The 15,849-nt window shown below is 68.5% G+C and carries 23 protein-coding genes; 11 read left to right on the plus strand and 12 right to left on the minus strand.

From position 1 onward, the window contains the following. Positions 1 to 11: 11 nt before the first annotated feature. Positions 12 to 905, minus strand: a complete 894-nt coding sequence (locus tag ACYQ8K_RS19905; protein WP_459971655.1) for an aldo/keto reductase — start codon at positions 903 to 905, stop codon at positions 12 to 14. A gap of 57 nt (positions 906 to 962) precedes the next feature. On the opposite strand from ACYQ8K_RS19905, the gene ACYQ8K_RS19910 reads away from it, so the two are divergent. After that, positions 963 to 1,463, plus strand: coding sequence for a DUF1990 family protein (locus ACYQ8K_RS19910; protein ID WP_459971657.1), 501 nt, complete (start codon positions 963 to 965; stop codon positions 1,461 to 1,463). Positions 1,464 to 1,466: 3 nt separating this feature from the next. Here the strand turns inward: ACYQ8K_RS19910 and ACYQ8K_RS19915 are convergent, their stop codons facing one another. The 5 genes from ACYQ8K_RS19915 to fdxA all read right to left on the minus strand — a co-directional run bounded on the left by ACYQ8K_RS19915 (position 1,467) and on the right by fdxA (position 4,310). Beyond that, positions 1,467 to 2,414 carry an NAD(P)H-dependent flavin oxidoreductase gene (locus tag ACYQ8K_RS19915; RefSeq protein ID WP_459971659.1) on the minus strand — a complete coding sequence of 316 codons (948 nt, stop codon included), beginning with the start codon at positions 2,412 to 2,414 and terminating at the stop codon, positions 1,467 to 1,469. Positions 2,415 to 2,420: 6 nt separating this feature from the next. Beyond that, a complete protein-coding gene (locus tag ACYQ8K_RS19920; RefSeq protein ID WP_459971661.1) occupies positions 2,421 to 2,765 on the minus strand; it encodes a cupin domain-containing protein in 345 nt (114 codons plus the stop codon). Between the two features lie 49 nt (positions 2,766 to 2,814). Then, a complete protein-coding gene (locus ACYQ8K_RS19925; protein ID WP_459971663.1) occupies positions 2,815 to 3,240 on the minus strand; it encodes a hypothetical protein in 426 nt (141 codons plus the stop codon). Next, entirely contained in the window at positions 3,237 to 3,857 is a 621-nt protein-coding gene (locus ACYQ8K_RS19930; RefSeq protein WP_459971729.1) for a helix-turn-helix transcriptional regulator, read from the minus strand. The genes ACYQ8K_RS19925 and ACYQ8K_RS19930 overlap by 4 nt, the downstream gene beginning before the upstream one ends. 96 nt (positions 3,858 to 3,953) lie before the next feature. Beyond that, positions 3,954 to 4,310 (minus strand): ferredoxin, encoded by a 357-nt coding sequence (fdxA, locus tag ACYQ8K_RS19935; RefSeq protein WP_065026742.1) that lies wholly within the window; start codon positions 4,308 to 4,310, stop codon positions 3,954 to 3,956. 56 nt (positions 4,311 to 4,366) lie between these two features. Between fdxA and ACYQ8K_RS19940 the strand changes: the two genes are divergently transcribed. The 5 genes from ACYQ8K_RS19940 to ACYQ8K_RS19960 all read left to right on the plus strand — a co-directional run bounded on the left by ACYQ8K_RS19940 (position 4,367) and on the right by ACYQ8K_RS19960 (position 7,076). Further along, positions 4,367 to 4,678, plus strand: coding sequence for a DUF2249 domain-containing protein (locus ACYQ8K_RS19940; protein WP_459971665.1), 312 nt, complete (start codon positions 4,367 to 4,369; stop codon positions 4,676 to 4,678). Further along, the gene (locus tag ACYQ8K_RS19945; protein ID WP_459971667.1) at positions 4,678 to 5,517 is read left to right on the plus strand and encodes a class I SAM-dependent methyltransferase; all 840 of its coding nucleotides are present in this window, start codon (positions 4,678 to 4,680) and stop codon (positions 5,515 to 5,517) included. Before ACYQ8K_RS19940 ends, ACYQ8K_RS19945 begins: the two co-directional genes overlap by 1 nt. 165 nt (positions 5,518 to 5,682) lie before the next feature. Further along, entirely contained in the window at positions 5,683 to 5,892 is a 210-nt protein-coding gene (locus tag ACYQ8K_RS19950; RefSeq protein ID WP_171975051.1) for a hypothetical protein, read from the plus strand. A gap of 171 nt (positions 5,893 to 6,063) precedes the next feature. Continuing rightward, the gene (locus tag ACYQ8K_RS19955) at positions 6,064 to 6,327 is read left to right on the plus strand and encodes a hypothetical protein (protein ID WP_459971668.1); all 264 of its coding nucleotides are present in this window, start codon (positions 6,064 to 6,066) and stop codon (positions 6,325 to 6,327) included. A gap of 101 nt (positions 6,328 to 6,428) precedes the next feature. Then, positions 6,429 to 7,076 (plus strand): TetR/AcrR family transcriptional regulator, encoded by a 648-nt coding sequence (locus tag ACYQ8K_RS19960; protein ID WP_459971670.1) that lies wholly within the window; start codon positions 6,429 to 6,431, stop codon positions 7,074 to 7,076. Here ACYQ8K_RS19960 and ACYQ8K_RS19965 read toward each other — a convergent pair. The 5 genes from ACYQ8K_RS19965 to ACYQ8K_RS19985 are packed head-to-tail and all read right to left on the minus strand — an operon-like array spanning position 7,067 to position 11,126. Then, complete coding sequence (locus ACYQ8K_RS19965) at positions 7,067 to 8,293, minus strand: lyase family protein (RefSeq protein ID WP_459971672.1); 1,227 nt, start codon at positions 8,291 to 8,293, stop codon at positions 7,067 to 7,069. The genes ACYQ8K_RS19960 and ACYQ8K_RS19965 overlap by 10 nt on opposite strands. Continuing rightward, positions 8,290 to 8,853, minus strand: a complete 564-nt coding sequence (pcaG, locus tag ACYQ8K_RS19970; RefSeq protein WP_459971674.1) for a protocatechuate 3,4-dioxygenase subunit alpha — start codon at positions 8,851 to 8,853, stop codon at positions 8,290 to 8,292. The genes ACYQ8K_RS19965 and pcaG overlap by 4 nt, the downstream gene beginning before the upstream one ends. Further along, positions 8,846 to 9,613: a protocatechuate 3,4-dioxygenase subunit beta gene (pcaH, locus tag ACYQ8K_RS19975; protein WP_459971675.1), complete on the minus strand. Its 768-nt coding sequence runs from the start codon at positions 9,611 to 9,613 to the stop codon at positions 8,846 to 8,848. Before pcaH ends, pcaG begins: the two co-directional genes overlap by 8 nt. 59 nt (positions 9,614 to 9,672) lie before the next feature. Continuing rightward, positions 9,673 to 10,158, minus strand: coding sequence for a hemerythrin domain-containing protein (locus tag ACYQ8K_RS19980; RefSeq protein ID WP_459971677.1), 486 nt, complete (start codon positions 10,156 to 10,158; stop codon positions 9,673 to 9,675). Then, positions 10,155 to 11,126 (minus strand): Rieske (2Fe-2S) protein, encoded by a 972-nt coding sequence (locus tag ACYQ8K_RS19985; RefSeq protein ID WP_459971679.1) that lies wholly within the window; start codon positions 11,124 to 11,126, stop codon positions 10,155 to 10,157. Before ACYQ8K_RS19985 ends, ACYQ8K_RS19980 begins: the two co-directional genes overlap by 4 nt. Before the next feature lie 282 nt (positions 11,127 to 11,408). Here ACYQ8K_RS19985 and ACYQ8K_RS19990 point away from each other — a divergent pair, with 282 nt between their 5' ends. From ACYQ8K_RS19990 to ACYQ8K_RS20010, 5 genes are read left to right on the plus strand one after another with little or no spacing between them, the layout of a single operon-like run. Then, positions 11,409 to 12,755, plus strand: coding sequence for an aromatic ring-hydroxylating dioxygenase subunit alpha (locus ACYQ8K_RS19990; protein ID WP_459971681.1), 1,347 nt, complete (start codon positions 11,409 to 11,411; stop codon positions 12,753 to 12,755). Next, positions 12,752 to 13,279, plus strand: coding sequence for a 3-phenylpropionate/cinnamic acid dioxygenase subunit beta (locus ACYQ8K_RS19995; protein ID WP_459971683.1), 528 nt, complete (start codon positions 12,752 to 12,754; stop codon positions 13,277 to 13,279). Before ACYQ8K_RS19990 ends, ACYQ8K_RS19995 begins: the two co-directional genes overlap by 4 nt. After that, positions 13,276 to 13,542, plus strand: coding sequence for a dihydrodiol dehydrogenase (locus ACYQ8K_RS20000; protein ID WP_459971685.1), 267 nt, complete (start codon positions 13,276 to 13,278; stop codon positions 13,540 to 13,542). Before ACYQ8K_RS19995 ends, ACYQ8K_RS20000 begins: the two co-directional genes overlap by 4 nt. Then, the gene (hcaB, locus tag ACYQ8K_RS20005) at positions 13,539 to 14,333 is read left to right on the plus strand and encodes a 3-(cis-5,6-dihydroxycyclohexa-1,3-dien-1-yl)propanoate dehydrogenase (RefSeq protein WP_459971687.1); all 795 of its coding nucleotides are present in this window, start codon (positions 13,539 to 13,541) and stop codon (positions 14,331 to 14,333) included. Before ACYQ8K_RS20000 ends, hcaB begins: the two co-directional genes overlap by 4 nt. Continuing rightward, the gene (locus ACYQ8K_RS20010; RefSeq protein ID WP_459971689.1) at positions 14,330 to 15,052 is read left to right on the plus strand and encodes a class II aldolase/adducin family protein; all 723 of its coding nucleotides are present in this window, start codon (positions 14,330 to 14,332) and stop codon (positions 15,050 to 15,052) included. The genes hcaB and ACYQ8K_RS20010 overlap by 4 nt, the downstream gene beginning before the upstream one ends. Here ACYQ8K_RS20010 and ACYQ8K_RS20015 read toward each other — a convergent pair. Then, positions 15,049 to 15,837, minus strand: a complete 789-nt coding sequence (locus ACYQ8K_RS20015) for an IclR family transcriptional regulator (protein WP_459971690.1) — start codon at positions 15,835 to 15,837, stop codon at positions 15,049 to 15,051. The genes ACYQ8K_RS20010 and ACYQ8K_RS20015 overlap by 4 nt on opposite strands. Positions 15,838 to 15,849 lie beyond the last annotated feature (12 nt).

Here is a 15,849-nt window from a genome sequence, read left to right on the forward strand (position 1 = left end):
TCGCGCGGTGGTTAGACGGGCTGCTGCGCGCCGGTTGCCGACAACGTTTCGAATTCGTCGTCGGACAGCTCGATCTGGGCGGCGGCGACGTTTTCCTCCAGGTGCGCGACCTTGGACGTGCCCGGGATGGGCACCATCACCGGCGAGCGCTTCAACAGCCACGCCAACGCCAGCTGCGACGGCGACGCGTGGTGTTCGGCGGCGATGCGCTGCAGCGGGCCGTCGGGGGCCGCCAGCGGCCCGGCGGCCAGCGGGAACCACGGGATGAACCCGATGCCCTGTTTGGTCGCGGCGTCCAGCAGCGGCTCGGCGCCGCGGGACGTCAGGTTGTACATGTTCTGCACCGACACGATCTCGGTGATGCGCAGGGCCGCATTCAGCTGGTCGACGTCGATCTCGGACAGGCCGATGTGGCGGATCTTGCCCTCGTTCTTCAGCGTGAGCAGCTCGCCCACCTGATCTTCCAGCGGGAAGTTCGAGTCGATGCGGTGCAGCTGGAACAGGTCGATGGTGTCCACGCCCAGCCGGCGCAGGCTCATCTCGCATTCCTGGCGCAGGTAGCTCGGATTGCCCAACGGGATCCAGACGTCCGGGCCGGTGCGCAGCAGGCCCGCCTTGGTCGCGATCACCAGACCGTTGTAGGGATGCAGCGCCTCGCGGATGATGTCCTCGGACACGTAGGGGCCGTAGGAGTCGGCGGTGTCGATGAAGTTCACGCCGAGTTCGACGGCCCGGCGCAGCACCCGGACGCATTCGGCACGGTCGTCGGGCGGGCCCCACACGCCCTTCGCCGTCAGGCGCATGGCGCCGAAGCCGAGTCGGTTGACGGTCAGGTCGCCGCCGAAGGTGAAGGTTCCGGAGGCTTCGCCTTTCGGTGCAACGTTTTCTGAGTTTTCTACGGTCACTTTTACGACCGTACGCGCCGAATGCGGCCGCGCATCCCGGCGTGGCAAGCTGGGCACGTGGACCTACGAGCGCTCGAGGAACTCCCGCTGACCTACGCCGAAGTGGGGGCGACGGCGTCCGGCGAACTGCCCGCCGGCTACGACCATCAACACGCCGAGCGCCAGATCGGCACCGGCGAACAGCGTTTCGAGCATGCCGCGGCCGCCGTCATGCGCTGGGGCATGCAGCGCGGGTCCGGGCTGCGGGTGCAGGCCAGTTCCGAGATCGCCGTCGTCGACGCGGTGGTGGTGGTGAAGATGGGCTTTCTGCCGGCGCCGTGTCGCGTCGTCTATGTCGTCGACGAACCCGACATCCGCGGCTTCGGCTACGGCACCCTGCCGGGCCATCCGGAATCCGGTGAGGAACGCTTCGTGGTTCGTCGCGACCCGGCGACTTCGGCGGTGTACGCGGAGGTGTCCGCCTTCTCCCGGCCCGCGACCTGGTGGAGCAAGGCCGGCGGGCCGGTGGTGAAGATGGGTCAGCGCCTCATCGCCAGGCGCTACCTGCGCGCGGTCTGACGGCTAACGCGCCCCACCCCAGCGGGACAGCAATTCCTCGGCGCCCGTACACATCTCGTCTATGACGTCGGCCACGGACGCGTCGTCGCGGATCATCCCGACGCCCTGCCCGGCGTCCACCGGCGCGATCCGGCAGTCCCCGGCGGCGATGGCGGCGGCCAGCTCGTCGCAGGCCCCCGCGTCCAGCGCCTCCTCGTGGCCCGTCCAGTGCTCGACGAAGTCGTTGGCCAAAACCCGCGACGGGAACCGCGCCGGCCACGGCAGCCCCTTGGCGACGTCGAACACACGGGTGACCGCGGTACCGGTTTCGGTCGCCGTGACCAGCGCCCGGCGACCGGTGTCGCCGGTCAGCGCCTCCGGGCATGCCGACAGCCGGGTGCCCACCCACGCTCCGCTGGCGCCGGCGGCCAGCACCGCGGCCAGGCTGCGCGCCGAGGCGACACCCCCGCCGGCCAGCACCGGGACGGAGACGGCGTCCAAAACGGCGTCCAGCAGCGGCAGCAGCCCCAGCTTGTTTTCGCCGTGCCCGCCGCCCTCGGAGCCGCGCGCGACCAGGATGTCCACGCCGGCGTCGACGGCCTGGCGCGCCCCGGTGCTGTCGTAAACCTGTGTGACGGTGGGGATTCCGGCGTCATGCGCCTTGGCGACCCACGACCATTCGGTGCCGAAGCTGACCGACAGCAGGGCGGGCCGCGCGGCCAGCGCGTCCTCGAGCAGGCCGGCCTCGTTGCGCATCACCCAGTCGACCATGCCGATGCCGAACCGCCCGTCGACGTGCCGTAGCTGCTCGGCGAGCAGCTCCCTGGTCGCGACGCTGCCCATGCCGACCATGCCGAGTCCGCCGGCGCGGGTGACCGCCGCGGCCAGGCGGCCACCGGCGACCCCGCCCATCGGGGCGTTGACGATGGGGACCCGCAGACCGAATTTCGTTGACCAGGGCGTCGACAGCATCGGCGGCTAGTGCGCCGAGGGAATCGTCTTCAGCACGGTCAGCAGGACCACCGAGTCCTCGACCGCGTGCAGGGCGTGACGTTCGGGGGGAATCGCGACGTATTCACCGGCCTTTCCGTCCCAGGCTTCACCGCCGGTCGTCAGGCGCACGTGGCCCTGCAGCACCTGCAGCGTCGCCTCACCGGGGCTGTCGTGTTCGGACAAGTCGTGACCGGCCAGCAGCGCCAGCACCGTCTGGCGAAGCTCGTGCGTGTGACCGCCGTGGATGGTGTGGGCGGCCCGTCCGCTGTGCGATTGCTTGGCTTCGGCGATCTTTTCGGACGAGAGGTCGGTCAGCGAGATGGATTCCATAGTGGGTCCTTCGGAGTTGCAAGGCCCGCATGAGCCTTGAGGGTTGCCGTTAACCGCTCAGTAGCAGTATCCCCGCTACGACGAGGCCGACGACTTTGACCGCCTCCAGGGCGACGTAGGCGTAGTGGGCACGCGAGCGCGGTCCGTCCGATCCGGCGAGCACCTTGTCGGCGCGACGGGTCAGGACGGGACGCACCGCGACCAGCTGGACGGCCAACGCGACCACGGCGACGGCGATCGCCGCCGCGACACCCCCCGGGGTGGGGCCGGCCACCACGATGGCCCCGATCACGAGGGCGAAGGCCACTTCGACGGTGTTGAGCGCGCGAAAGACGAGCCGCCCGATGCCGAGCCCGACCTGCAACGTCACATTCGGCGCCCGGAATTTCAGCGGGGCTTCCAGGAACGAGATGGCCAGCACCATGCCGAGCCAGATGAAGGTCAGCGCGACGGCAATCGCTGTGCCGGTGCTCATTTGGCCGCCAGTGTCAGGTGAGCCAGACACAGGTCCGGCTCGACGAACGGGTCGAGCCGGTCCACCGAGACGGGCGCTCCCCACGTTTGCATCGCTCCCTGCATGAGGCCCAGGTGCACCGGACAGACGACACTCGAGGAGTTCTCGGCCAATTCCAGGAAGGGGCAGTGCCGCAGGCCGACCTGCTGCTCGCCGTTGCTCACCCGGCGCTCGGGCGCGAAGCCGAGTTCGTCGAGCACATCGATCAGGCGGGCGATGGCCTCTTCGGCGCCGTCGGCGTCGTCGGGCACCGCGGGCAGTTCGGCCTCCATCTTCTGCCCCCAGGCGCGGCCCGCGGCCAGGGCCTTGGGCCCGGGATCGCGCTCGGTGGCGAACGCCGTGGCCAGGATTTCGGCCAGCAGGCGATAGTGCCGGGGCCCGCCGCGATCCATCTGCCGGACCGCGCGAAACATCAACGGCGGACGCCCCGGCCCCTTTCGATCCAGTTCGACGTGCTCGACCTGCCCGTCGGCGACCAGGCCGTCGAGGTGGAAGCGGACGGTGTTGGGGTGCACGCCCAGCACGGTGGCGATTCCGGCGATGCTCATCGGATCCGGCGAGGCCCGCAGCAGCCGCATCACGGCGCGCCGCCGGCCGGCGGATTCCCCGGCCGGCGAGTCCTGCGACTTCTGGGAATTGTCGGATTTCACAGGGCCCCTCCCGCTTCTAGTCCCTCACGCCCCGTCCGAATGGGTGGCACTGGGCTGGCCCGCCACCAGAGGTGTGTCGACACCGAGCGGCCCGACCTTGCCGGCCCCACCCGGGGACCCCAGGGGGGCGTCGCGACCCGGCAGCGTTTCAGCGAAGAACGCCTCATTGTCGGCCAGGTAGGGCTTGAGGTCCTCAGGCAGGTCATCTTCGTAGTAAATCGCTTCCACCGGACACACCGGTTCACACGCGCCGCAATCGACGCATTCGTCGGGATGAATGTAGAGCGCCCGACCGCCTTCGTAAATGCAATCCACCGGGCACTCGTCGACGCAAGCGCGGTCCATCACATCGATGCATGGCTTCCCGATCACGTAGGTCATGCGTTAGAGTTTACACAACCACACTTGTAGAAACTAGCGCAAAGGTCGGAGAAGCCATGGTCGCCAACGAACTTGACGTACGCCGGTTGCGCAAGCCGGACAAGCACCCGACGATCTTCGCGACCTACACCGCGCTGCAGGTCGGCGAATCGTTCGTTCTGGTCAACAACCACGACCCCAAGCACCTGCACGACGAATTCGAGGCCGACTATCCGGGCGGCTACGACTGGGAGTATCTCGACCAAGGCCCCACCGTCTGGCGGATCCGGATCGGTAAACTCATCGACACCCCGCCCCCGGCGCGCCAGCTCGGACATCTGCAGCTGGCCCTGGAACCACTGGAAAGCTCTGCGCGGCAGGAGATCTGATGCCAGGACAACGAGCAGGTTCCGAACTACCGCTACCGTCCTCGAGCCGCGCCGACGACGCGGTCGCCGGCCACTGGCTGCTGGCGCGACTCGGCAAGCGCGTGCTGCGCCCCGGCGGTGTCGAGCTGACCCGCACGCTGCTGTCGCACGCGAAGCTGAGCGGGGCCGACGTCGTCGAGCTGGCACCCGGCCTGGGCCGCACCGCCACCCAGATCGTGGCCCAGGGTCCGAGGTCGTACGTCGGCGCCGAGGGCGACCCGGACGCGGCCAACGTGGTGCGCGGCGTGCTCGGCGATCTCGGTGCGCACAATGCGGCCGTCCGGGTCGCGGACGCGGCCGACACCGGATTGCCGGACGCCAGCAGCGATGTCGTCATCGGAGAGGCGATGCTGAGCATGCAGGGCGAAGCGGCCAAGGGGGCCATCGTCGCCGAGGCGGCGCGGGTGCTGCGGCCGGGCGGCCGCTACGCCATCCACGAGCTCGCCCTCAGCCCGGACAACGTGCCGGAGGACGTCAAGACCGACATCCGGCAGGCGCTCGCCCGGGCGATCAAGGTGAACGCGCGTCCGTTGACGGTCGCGGAGTGGTCGAAATTGCTCGCCGACCACGGATTGGTGGTCGATCAGGTCGCGACCGCGCCCATGGCGCTGCTGCAGCCGCGCCGGCTGGTGTCCGACGAGGGGCTCTTCGGTGCGCTGCGGTTCGCCAGGAACGTGCTCGTGCACCGCGACGCCCGCAAGCGGGTCCTGACCATGCGCCGCACGTTCCACAAACATCGCAAGCAGCTGGCCGCCGTCGCCATCGTCGCCCACAAACCGACGGCACCGGAGACCGCCTGACAACCGCTGCACCGCTTCGACCTTCGCCTTTGCACCCCTGCCTACTTTGGGCCGGTTCCGCAATCTCTGCGTGACGGTTTAGTTATGTCCCCTGACAAAACTTGGCTGCGGCAGTTGCGGGGAGAACAAAGGAGCTTGCCGGTTATGGGTGCTACCCCACCGTTGTTGACGGATTCCGACCTCGATGCGTTGGCGTCGGATTTTCTGCAGTCGCACTACCTCGGGTCCATCTACGCCGATTGGTCGCCGGATCGACGGCTCGACATGTTCCTGCGCCGGCGCGGTCTCGCCCGGGTCGCCAACGACGGCGACCTGTCGCACAACGTCCTGGAACGCATCATGGCCCGCGGCCGCGCCACGCTGGCGCGGCACTGATCGGCGCGATTTGGACCAGGTGGGCGATCCGATGACCAAAAAGCTGAAAAAAACGGGATTTTGCACGGCGGAAATACCGACCAACGCATTGGTACAGACGTACTATTGTGCCCTAGAGCGCGACGCACCTCCGGGGCCGGACGAGGCGTTGAGGCTAGCGGGGAGGGGACGATGAATTCACCGAAATGGACAGTTCATTGGCCGCAGCGCAGGCCGACGGCGACGATCTATCAGTTGACCGACCGCCTCCACAAAGGACACGTCGCTCGCGTTCCCGCACACCAGATCACGGCGACGGTCGCGGCGTGGCTGGCCGACCTCGGAGCCAACAGCCCGTTGGTCGACGAACTCGAGCGCGCCGTCTGTGGCGGCGACTGGGCGGCCGCACACGCCCTGAGCGAGTGCCTGTCGATCGAGATCGCGGTGGCCGACTAGTCAAGTCGCCGTCCAGCAAAGCGCCGTTCTTAATCGACATTATTGCTGGTTTTCATCGACAGTTTTGTTGACGTATATCGACGTGCCCAACAGTAGCGGGCGTGTCCGACCTCCCGACACAAACGAAATATCCGCAGGCCTCGAGGGGCCGGCGGGCGTCGCACTACCCCGGTGACGACCGCGAGCAGGCCATACTCGCCACCGCCGAGCGGCTACTGCGGGAAAGGCCGCTGGCCGACTTTTCCGTCGACGATCTAGCAAAAGGCGCTGGGATATCACGGCCCACCTTCTACTTCTATTTCCGGTCGAAGAACGCGGTGCTGCTGTCGCTGCTGGACCAGATGAACAGCAAGGCGCAGACGGCGCTGCGGGCCCTCGACGTCGTGTCGTCCGGTGACCCCGAGGCGACTTGGCGAGCGCGCATCGAATCGTTCTTCGAGGTGTCCGGATCGCACCGGGCGGTCGCCGTCGCGGGTGCCGCGGCCAAGGCGACCAACCCGGAGGTGCGGCAGCTGTGGTCGGCACTCATGAGCAAGTGGATCTCCTACACCACCATCGCGATCAAGGCCGAGCGCAGTCGCGGCGCGGCTCCCGACACCATCCCGGCCGCCGAGCTTTCCGTCGCGCTCAACATGCTGAGCGAGCGGATGATGGCCGCGACGTTCACCGCCGAGGATCAGGCGATCCCCGAGGACCGGGTGATCGACACGCTGCTGCACATCTGGCTGGCCGGCATCTATCAGCGCTGACCGAGCGCCCGCGCCGCGCGGCCCAGGCTCTCGTCGATCAACCGGTCGGCGGCGCCGAGGTACGTCGGCGACGGCTCCTTGCCCACCAGGTCGGCGATCGCCCTTTGCTCCCCCGAAACGTCTGCGGCATCCAGGTTTTCGGCCATGCGCTGCGCGTGCACGGCCAGCCCGGCGAGCAGCTCGCCGCTTTGGGATCCCACGACGAGGGTGCGGCGGGCCAGCGTGCGCAGCGTGTCCCATTCGGCGTGCCACGCGCCGTCGGGGCGCTCGTCGTTGGCCAGCGCCGCCGCCGTGTGCAGCGTCGCGGCCAACGGCGGCGCGGTGATCGCCGCACGACGGATCAGGATGGACAGCACGGGGTTTCGCTTGTGCGGCATCGACGACGAGCCGCCGCGGTTGGCGGCCTCCGGCTCGCCGAGCTCGGCGATCTCCGGGCGGGCCAGGGTGACGACGTCGGAGGCGATGCGGCCCCAGGCGTCGGTGCAGCCGACGAAGGCGTCGGCCGCCGCGGTGATGGGTGCGCGGGTGGTGTGCCACGCGGGCCGGTCCTGCAGGCCCAATGCGGTTGCGGCACTTCGCGTCAGCTGCAGCGACAGACCGGCCGGGTCGTCGGTGCCGGTGAGCAATGCGGCCAGTTCCGTCGTCGCGGCCAACGTGCCTGCGGCGCCGCCGATCTGGATCGGTGTGGTCAGCGCCGTCACGCGCTCGAACGCGTCGACGATCCCGGTCAGCCAGCCCGCGGCCTTGACGCCGAAGGTGGTGGGCGCGGCATGCTGGGTGAGGGTGCGGGCCAGCATCGGTGTCCCCCGGTGTGCGGTGGCGAGTTCGGACAGCGCGGAAATCTGCTGTCTCAGCCGGCTTGTCAACTCGTCGGCGACCCCGCGCACGCCCAGCATCAGGCTGGTGTCCAGGACGTCCTGGCTGGTCAGCCCGCGGTGGATCCAGGGCGCGGTGCCCGGTTCGGCCCGCTGCCGCAGCATCGTGACCAGGGGGATCACCGGGTTGCCGCCATCCTCGGCGGTGACCGCGAGCGACCCACAGTCGTTGTGCGCGACCAGATTCCATAGATCCGATTCGGCGCACCGGGCGGGCGCGAGACCGGCGGCCGCCAGCGCGTCCAGCCACGCGCATTCCACCGCGATCATCGATCCCAGCAGAGACCCATCGGTCATGTGCTCGCCGGCGCGATGGTCTCCCGGCCACAACAGGTTGCTCATTGCGTGCCTTCGGAGTATGCGAGGAACACGGTCTCGGCCGGTCCCTGCAGGTGGATGTCGAAACTGTAAGCGGCGCCGCCATTTTCGGCGACGCAGAACAATGTGGACCGGCGCGCGGCGTCGACCGCCGCCAGCAGCGGGTCGGCGTGCGACTCGGCGCCGGGCAGGTAGGCGCGGGTGAAGAGCCGGTTCAGCAGCCCCCGGGCGAACACCGTGAGCGCAAAGAACGGCGGACGCCCGGCGGTCGCGGAGCCAGGCGCCAGGGTGGTGAAGGAGTAGTTGCCTCCGGCGTCGGTCGCGCAGCGCCCCCAGCCGGTGAATACCGTGTGATCGCGGCGCAGCGAACCTTCTTGCCGCGGCACGCATCCCGCACCGTCGGGTTGCCACAGCTCCACCAGTGCATCCGGAACCGCGGCGCCGGCGCCGTCGTACACCGCCCCGTGCAGCCGGATGGCCCGCGGATGGCCGTCGTCGACCAGTTGGTTGTCACCGGGATACGGCAATCCCAGGTCGAGGAAGGGGCCGACGGTTTGCCCTGGCGTGCAAGCTGATTCAGTCATCCGCGGCCTCGGTCGGGGTTCGTGCGGCACCGGCCAACACGATGTCCCACCGGTACCCGGTCGCGTACTCCGGCTCGGTGACGTCGTGGTCGTAGCGGGCGATCAGCCGTTGCCGCGCGGCGGGGTCGAGGATCGACTGGAAGATCGGGTCCAGCTCGAACATCGGGTCACCCGGGAAGTACATCTGGGTGACCAGGCGCTGGATGAAAGCCGTCCCGAAGACCGAGAAATGGATGTGCGCCGGGCGCCACGCGTTGTGGTGGTTGCGCCACGGGTAGGGGCCGGGCTTGATGGTCAGGAAGCGGTAGGTGCCGTCCGGCCCGGTCAGACAGCGTCCCGCGCCGGTGAAGTTCGGGTCGAGCGGCGCGTGGTGCTGGTCGCGCTGGTGGCGATAGCGCCCGCCCGCGTTGGCTTGCCAGATCTCCACCAGTTGGCCCGGCACCGGCCGGCCGGATTCGTCGACGACGCGCCCGGTCACCACGACCCGCTCCCCGATCGGCTCGCCCGAATGGCCGGCCGTCAGGTCGGCGTCGAGCGGGTCGACGTCCTGGTGACCGAAGCACGGCGCCCAGCGTTCGACGCCCTCGGGATCGACAACGACCAGCGGTTGCTTCGGATGCCGCAGGATCGTGCTGCGGTACGGCGGGTAGTCGAGCCGCGGCTGCGCATGTTCCGCAGCGGCCCCGCCCTGGTATCGCGCTGCGATGCGGGCGATCTCCGCCGTGATGTCACCCTGAGAGGCGACACACTCGGGGCTCATGTGCCGTGAGGCTACTCCCGGTGGTCCACCGAATCCCGCAAGCGAGCGGTGTCGTCGGTTTAGAGAGAGCGCACCAGCGCCGCGCGTCCCTTGGTGCGCATCTTGTAGGCGGCCGACCCGCGGTACTGCTCCATCCGGGCGGCCATCTTGTTACCCAGCTCCTCGAGCTCCGCGTCGGTGATCTTCACCTCCGGCGGAGCGGGAATCATGTCGCGCTCCTCTTCGTCGGCGTGCGCCTCCAGCACGGTCTTGAAGGAGTTCCACTCGTCCTCGTAGCCCGGCGCGCTCTGCGGGGTTCTCAGCAGCACGGATAGCTGGTCGACCACCTGGCGGTGCTCGGCGTGGGCGACCGCGATCAGCTTGCTGGCGTCCTTGAGCGCCGGGTAGTACAGGTCGTCCTCGATGCGGAAGTGGATGTCGAGCTCGATCAGCATTTCATCGAAAAGCGCATGCCGCTCTTCGGAATTCACCGGCGCCTCGCTGACCTTGCGCCCCAGGCCCTTGATTACGACGTGGTGATCCTTGAGCACGTCATAGGCGTTCAATTGGCTCCTCCTTTTGCGATTCCTACCGCGCCGCCGGGAGCGGGCTGCTGCTCACCGCGGACCTCGACCACTCCGTCGACCAACCGGGCCTCGTAGCACGGCAGCGGCGCTGCTGCCGGGCCACGCACGACTTCCCCGGACTCGGCGGCGAACCATGAGCCGTGCCAGGGGCAGACCAGCCGGCCGCGGTCCATCCAGCCGTCGGACATCGGGGCTGCCAGGTGCGGGCAGAATTCCCCGTAGGCCGCGACCTCGCCGGGCTTGGTCTGGCAGACCACCAGGCCCACCCCGTCGACCTCGACCCGTACCGGCTTGCCGTTCAACGAACTTGCGGGCAGCACCGGCGTCCAGGTGGAGGTGCGCAGCCGCGGGCCGGACTGGTCGATGCCGATGCCGGACTCGAAGACCAGCGCGCCACCGAGGTAGCTGCCGGCCACGGTGATGCCGTAGCCGAGTGCGGTGAGCACGATGCCGCGTCCGTGGCGTCCCTTGCGCCGGTCCCACCAGGACTGCATGTACAACGCGGTGGCGGCGACATTCACCAGGCCGTGCACCGCACCGACCCGGCGGTCCTCCTCGTGGGTGTGCTGCCAGTCGGTGACGCCGGTGACGGCCGAGCCGAGGCTGGCCAGGATGCCCACCCCGAGCGCCCGCGACGCGAATCGCGACGCGTCGACGACCTCCGATGCCGGCTGTCCGGGCAGGATGCTGAGTGCGTCCAGCGCCACCGTCGTCCCGAGCGCGCCGCTCGTCAGCGACGCCAGCGGTGGGTGCACCGGGTGACCGAGCCAGACCCCGTTGAGGGCGTTGGCGACGGTGTTGCGGGCGCCGCCCAGGCTGTTGTAGGCGAAGCTGAGCAGGTGTTCGAACCGATAACTCGGTCGATCAATCCACTCCTGGCGCCCGATAGCGGCCAGAACCTTCGATCCGACCTGCTGCAATCGACCCCCTCGTGGCCGACCCACCATGGCACCAGTCCTTCCTCAAAATCAGAAAAAATCACGGCTAATCGCCGCAATACCGAACGATTACCCGTTGTTTACCTCGCACTCACATGCGCGGCGTGGCTGTTGTGACCCACCGTAGTGGCGGGCTTGCGCCTTTCAATTGCGTGCAACCTGTGAATTAGCACCAAGCATTCTTGTAGAAGCCTGGCGATGCGGCTGCCAGGTGATTGACCGGCGCCTAAGACTGCGAGATTCTACTGAGCGGAGGTTATTTCTGTAAGACAGAGAAACTGCAGAGGGGCCATGGCAGACCATCGCGGCGAATTGGCCGACGTCTTCGAGAACGTGCGCCGGGGGATGATCCCCGCCCACATCTACAACGACCGGGACCTGTTCGCGCTGGAGAAGCAACGGCTGTTCAGCCGGGCGTGGACGTTCGTGGGGCACGAATCCGAGATCGGCCAGGACGGCGACTACGTGGTGCGCCGGGTGCTCGACGACTCGTTCATCCTCACCCGCGATTCGCGGGGCACGGTGCGGGCCTTGTTCAATATGTGCCTGCATCGCGGAATGCAGGTCTGCCGCGCGGAGATGGGCAACGCCTCCAACTTCCGCTGCCCGTATCACGGCTGGACCTACCGCAACGACGGCCGGCTCACCGGATTGCCGTTTCACCGGGAGGCCTACGGCGGCGACGGGGGATTCGCCAAGAACCAAACCCTTTTGCCCGCACCGAATTTCGCGAGCTACAACGGCCTGATGTTCATCAGCCTGGACCCGAAAGCCGAACCGCTGGAAGACTTCCTGGGCGACTTCACGTTCTATCTGGATTACTACACGAAACAAAGCGCCGCCGGGGTCGAGGTGCGCGGGCCGCAACGCTGGCGGATCAAGGCGAACTGGAAAATCGGCGCGGAGAACTTCGCCGGCGACATGTACCACACCCCGCACACCCATGCGTCGATCGTCGACATCGGGCTGTTTCGCGAACCGAAAGCTCAGAAGCGCAAGGACGGTGCCACCTATTGGGCGCACCGCGGCGGTGGCACCACCTACAAACTTCCGCCGGGTGGTTTCGACGAGCGGATGCGCTATGTCGGCTACCCCGACGACATGATCGGCCGGATCAAAGACGTGTGGACGCCCCGCCAGCAGCGGGTGGTCGGCGAGGACGGATTCATGATCTCGGCAGCGACATGCTTCCCGAACCTCAGCTTCGTGCACAACTGGCCCAAGGTGCGCGACCGCGAAGACCAGGTGCTGCCGTTCATCTCGATCCGGTTGTGGCAGCCGATCAGCGAGAACGAGACCGAGGTGTGCTCGTGGTTCGCGGTGGACTCCGCCGCTCCCGCGCAGTACAAACGGGACTCGTACAAGGCCTATTTGATGTGCTTCGGGTCCACCGGCATGTTCGAACAGGACGACGTGGAGAACTGGGTGTCGCTGACCACCACCGCGGGCGGTTCCATGGCGCGACGGCTGCTGCTCAACAGCAGGATGGGTCTGCTCGCCGACGACCGCCCCGTCATCGAGGCCTTGTCCCCCAGCGCTTTCCACGGACCCGGACGCGCGCAGGTCGGCTACAACGAGCACAACCAGCGCGCCCTGCTGAACATGTGGGCCGACTACCTGCAGGGGGTGCCCGCATGAGGAAGCCGTTGCCGTTCAACGACATTCGTCACCTACAGGCGCAGCAGTTCCTGGTGGACGAGGCGTACCTGCTCGACGCCCAGCAGTACGAGGCGTGGCTGGACACGCTGACCGACGACGTCCGCTACGCCATGCCGGTGCGCGTCACGACCGCGCGCGGCGCCGGGTTCGACACCTCTCCCGGCATGGATCATTTCGACGAGGACAAATACTCGTTGAGCCAGCGGGTCGCGCGGATGGGCACCGAGCACGTGTGGGCCGAGGACCCGCCGTCGCGGCTGCGGCATTTCATCACCAACGTGCGCACCTTTGAACCCGACGACTCAGACGACACGGCCCACCTGGTCGTCGAATCCGCCGAACTGCTGTTCCGCAGCAGGGGCGACGTCAACGACAGCGCCCTGATGTCCTGCGGGCGCCAGGACGTGTTGCGCCGCTGCGACGATCGCTGGAAGCTGGCCCGTCGCACAATCATCGCCGACGAGTCGGTGCTACGGATGCAGAACCTGGCGGTGTTCCTGTGAGCGATGAACTGCAGCGGCTGCTCGACGGCGCGGTTGGCGAAGCGATCAGCGTCGCAAACGAATTCACCGAGGTCGTGGTGCGCCGCGTCGACACCCGCAACGGGTCGCGCCTGCTGATCAGCGCGCCCCGATCCGGGCAGTGGATCACCCTGGACGCGCTGGAGGTCGAGGCATTGACCTGGCAGAATCCCCGTACGCTTGCCGCCATGGTCGGCAATTCGCGTGCACCACTGCTGCCCGACGAGAGCGACGCTGCGCCGTGACCGGCTGGCTGGAGGACAAGCGCGCGCTGGTCGTGGGAGCCGGTTCGGGAATCGGCCGTGCCGTGGTGACGGCCTTCGGCGCAGAGGGTGCGAACGTCGCTGTGCTGGAACGTGATCCGCGCAAGTGCGACGAGTTGCGCCAGCAGCTGCCGCAGGTGCCCGTGGTCGAGGGTGACGCCACCACCCGGGAGGCCAACGACCGCGCCGTCGCCGCGGCGGTGGACGCCTTCGGCGGCCTGGACACCCTGGTCAACTGTGTCGGCGTCTTCGACTTCTACCGGGGGGTGGGCGACATCGAGGCCGACGCGCTCTCCGATGCGTTCGACGAGATGTTTCGCACCAACGTACTGAGCCATCTGCAGTCGGCGAAGGCCGCGATGCCGGCGCTGCGACGCGGGAGGGGCGCCTCGATCGTGCTGACCGCGTCCGCGTCGTCGTTTTATCCGGGACGCGGTGGCGTGCTCTACGTGTCGTCGAAGTTCGCGGTGCGTGGGCTGGTCTCGGCGTTGGCCCACGAACTGGCGCCGGACATCCGGGTCAACGGCGTGGCACCCGGCGGCACCCTCAACACCGACCTGCGCGGCCTGTCCAGCCTGGGGCTCGACGAGACCCGCCTGGACGACAGCCCGGACCGGGCGCGAGACGTCGCCGCGCGCACTCCCCTGCACGTCGCGCTCACCGGCGAGGATCACGCGTGGAGTTACGTGTTCCTGGCGTCCGAGCGGTCCCGCGGGATCACCGGCGAAACCGTCCGGCCCGACGGCGGATCCGGGTTGGGCGCACCGCGATGAGGGACCTGGATCGGCAGCGCGCGCTGGTGGCGCAGGGTTGCCGCGTCGCGGCGGCCCGGGGACTGGTCGACGGCATCCTCGGCCACGTGAGCCTGCGGGTCGACGACGAGCGCCTGCTGGTGCGCTGCCGCAGCGAGGCCGACACCGGCGTGGCCTTCACAAGGACCGAGGACATCCGGCTGATCAGATTCGACGGAACCCCCGGAGCCCCAGGCGAACTCGACGGGTATCACGTTCCCAACGAACTGCCGATCCACGTCGAGACCATGCTGGCCGACCCCGGGCACGTCGCCGTGGCGCACCTACATCCCCCGAACGTGGTCGCCGCCGATCTGGCGGGCATCACGATCCGGCCGATCTACGGTGCCCACGACATCCCGGGCGCCTGGCTGGCGCGCGGCGGTGTGCCCGTCTACGAACGCGCTGTGCTGATCCGGAATTCGCGGCTGGGCAAGGAAATGGTGGCGGCGATGCGCGGCCGGCCGGTGGTGATCTGCCGCGGGCACGGAATCACCAGCGGCGCGGCCACCGTGCCGCAGGCGGTGCTGCAGGCGATCAGCCTCGACGCCCTGGCCCGGATGTCGTTGCGGGTGCGCGCGGCCGGCGGCACCCTGCGCGACATCGACGACGCGGACTGGGAGGACCTGCCGGACCTGGGGCCCGCGTTCACCGCCGAGGCGGCCTGGCGCCACGAGGTGGCCCGGCTCCCCGAAGGCTAACCGAGCTGATCGCCAATCTCCTTGGCGGCGGCCACAAGTGCGGCGGCCACCGTCGGATATCGGGAGACCGCCAGCCGGTTCTGCGGCGCCGCGGCGTTGAGCGCGAGCCGCAGGCCGGGCGCGCGGGTCGGGATCGGCACGGCGACCGACGCCACCCCTTCCTCGCTCTCTTCCCGGTTGGTGGCATAGCCGCGCTCGCGGATGCCGGCGAGCTCGGCTTCCAACTCGGTGCGGCTACCGATCGAATGCGAGGTGATGCGCTTCAGCTGCTCGCGCGGCAGCAGCGCGCGCAGTTCCGGTTGCGGCAACTGGGCCAGCATGACCTTGCCCGTCGAGGTGCAGTGGGCCGGCATGGCGCGGCCCAGCCGCGACGCAACCCGCACCGCCGCGGGCCCCTCCACGGCGGCGACGAAGCGGACGCTGGCGCCGTCGAGCATGCCGACGTGCACCGTTTCGCGGAGTTGTTCGCTGAGGCTGCGCATGACCGGTGCGGCGGATCGCGCGACGTCGACGCGGCCGAAGATGGCGAACGCCACCCCGGTCAACGACGGACCGGGCAGGTAGGCCTTGGACATCGGGTCCTGGCGGACGAACCCGCGGTAGGCCAGCATCGCCAGCAAGCGATGCGCGGTCGACGACGCCACGCCCAGATAGCGGGTCGCCTCGCTCAACCGGATCTGGGGCTGTTCACCCAACAGCAGCAACAGCTTGAGCGCGTTGTCGACCGACTCGATCGGATACTGCGGCGCAAGCGAATCGGCGACGGGCTCGCGCTTCTTCGGCATGACATGACGGTA

The sequence above is a fragment of the Mycobacterium sp. MUNTM1 genome (assembly GCF_054660795.1).

What these genes read in the sequence shown, in the direction of transcription:
- ACYQ8K_RS19915 (WP_459971659.1), bottom strand. Translation starts at nt 2,414, where the DNA reads ATGCTGTCGACGCCCTGGTCAACGAAATTCGGTCTGCGGGTCCCCATC.
- ACYQ8K_RS19920 (WP_459971661.1), bottom strand. Translation starts at nt 2,765, where the DNA reads ATGGAATCCATCTCGCTGACCGACCTCTCGTCCGAAAAGATCGCCGAA.
- ACYQ8K_RS19925 (WP_459971663.1), bottom strand. Translation starts at nt 3,240, where the DNA reads ATGAGCACCGGCACAGCGATTGCCGTCGCGCTGACCTTCATCTGGCTC.
- ACYQ8K_RS19930 (WP_459971729.1), bottom strand. Translation starts at nt 3,857, where the DNA reads ATGCGGCTGCTGCGGGCCTCGCCGGATCCGATGAGCATCGCCGGAATC.
- fdxA (WP_065026742.1), bottom strand. Translation starts at nt 4,310, where the DNA reads ATGACCTACGTGATCGGGAAGCCATGCATCGATGTGATGGACCGCGCT.
- ACYQ8K_RS19940 (WP_459971665.1), top strand. Translation starts at nt 4,367, where the DNA reads ATGGTCGCCAACGAACTTGACGTACGCCGGTTGCGCAAGCCGGACAAG.
- ACYQ8K_RS19945 (WP_459971667.1), top strand. Translation starts at nt 4,678, where the DNA reads ATGCCAGGACAACGAGCAGGTTCCGAACTACCGCTACCGTCCTCGAGC.
- ACYQ8K_RS19955 (WP_459971668.1), top strand. Translation starts at nt 6,064, where the DNA reads ATGAATTCACCGAAATGGACAGTTCATTGGCCGCAGCGCAGGCCGACG.
- ACYQ8K_RS19965 (WP_459971672.1), bottom strand. Translation starts at nt 8,293, where the DNA reads ATGAGCAACCTGTTGTGGCCGGGAGACCATCGCGCCGGCGAGCACATG.
- pcaG (WP_459971674.1), bottom strand. Translation starts at nt 8,853, where the DNA reads ATGACTGAATCAGCTTGCACGCCAGGGCAAACCGTCGGCCCCTTCCTC.
- pcaH (WP_459971675.1), bottom strand. Translation starts at nt 9,613, where the DNA reads ATGAGCCCCGAGTGTGTCGCCTCTCAGGGTGACATCACGGCGGAGATC.
- ACYQ8K_RS19985 (WP_459971679.1), bottom strand. Translation starts at nt 11,126, where the DNA reads ATGGTGGGTCGGCCACGAGGGGGTCGATTGCAGCAGGTCGGATCGAAG.
- ACYQ8K_RS19990 (WP_459971681.1), top strand. Translation starts at nt 11,409, where the DNA reads ATGGCAGACCATCGCGGCGAATTGGCCGACGTCTTCGAGAACGTGCGC.
- ACYQ8K_RS19995 (WP_459971683.1), top strand. Translation starts at nt 12,752, where the DNA reads ATGAGGAAGCCGTTGCCGTTCAACGACATTCGTCACCTACAGGCGCAG.
- ACYQ8K_RS20010 (WP_459971689.1), top strand. Translation starts at nt 14,330, where the DNA reads ATGAGGGACCTGGATCGGCAGCGCGCGCTGGTGGCGCAGGGTTGCCGC.
- ACYQ8K_RS20015 (WP_459971690.1), bottom strand. Translation starts at nt 15,837, where the DNA reads ATGCCGAAGAAGCGCGAGCCCGTCGCCGATTCGCTTGCGCCGCAGTAT.